The following is a 1004-nucleotide window of genomic DNA, read 5'->3' as shown; positions in this document are numbered from 1 at the left end:
ACGCCGTGGGTCGATGTTTGATGTTATGGAGCAGCAACGATGTTACGCAGCAGGGCAGTCGCCCTAAAACAAAGTTAGACATCATGAGGGTAGCGGTGACCATCGAAATTTCGAACCAACTATCAGAGGTGCTAAGCGTCATTGAGCGCCATCTGGAATCAACGTTGCTGGCCGTGCATTTGTACGGCTCCGCAGTGGATGGCGGCCTGAAGCCATACAGCGATATTGATTTGTTGGTTACTGTGGCCGTAAAGCTTGATGAAACGACGCGGCGAGCATTGCTCAATGACCTTATGGAGGCTTCGGCTTTCCCTGGCGAGAGCGAGACGCTCCGCGCTATAGAAGTCACCCTTGTCGTGCATGACGACATCATCCCGTGGCGTTATCCGGCTAAGCGCGAGCTGCAATTTGGAGAATGGCAGCGCAATGACATTCTTGCGGGTATCTTCGAGCCAGCCATGATCGACATTGATCTAGCTATCCTGCTTACAAAAGCAAGAGAACATAGCGTTGCCTTGGTAGGTCCGGCAGCGGAGGAATTCTTTGACCCGGTTCCTGAACAGGATCTATTCGAGGCGCTGAGGGAAACCTTGAAGCTATGGAACTCGCAGCCCGACTGGGCCGGCGATGAGCGAAATGTAGTGCTTACGTTGTCCCGCATTTGGTACAGCGCAATAACCGGCAAAATCGCGCCGAAGGATGTCGCTGCCGACTGGGCAATAAAACGCCTACCTGCCCAGTATCAGCCCGTCTTACTTGAAGCTAAGCAAGCTTATCTGGGACAAAAAGAAGATCACTTGGCCTCACGCGCAGATCACTTGGAAGAATTTATTCGCTTTGTGAAAGGCGAGATCATCAAGTCAGTTGGTAAATGATGTCTAACAATTCGTTCAAGCCGACCGCGCTACGCGCGGCGGCTTAACTCCGGCGTTAGATGCACTAAGCACATAATTGCTCACAGCCAAACTATCAGGTCAAGTCTGCTTTTATTATTTTTAAGCGTG

Annotated in this window: 1 protein-coding gene; it reads left to right on the top strand. The window is 51.3% G+C overall.

Annotated features, from left to right (window positions below; all coding sequences use genetic code 11):
• Positions 1–83 precede the first annotated feature (83 nt).
• On the top strand, positions 84–875 hold the full coding sequence (locus tag MN199_RS14720) for an ANT(3'')-Ia family aminoglycoside nucleotidyltransferase AadA2 (protein WP_001261740.1): 792 nt from the start codon (positions 84–86) through the stop codon (positions 873–875).
• Positions 876–1004: the final 129 nt, after the last annotated feature.

This window comes from Rheinheimera metallidurans, assembly GCF_036983985.1.
GTDB lineage: Bacteria > Pseudomonadota > Gammaproteobacteria > Enterobacterales > Alteromonadaceae > Alishewanella > Alishewanella metallidurans.
The sequence above is the reverse complement of the archived record's forward strand: the minus strand, read 5'-3'. Positions and strand labels throughout refer to the sequence as shown.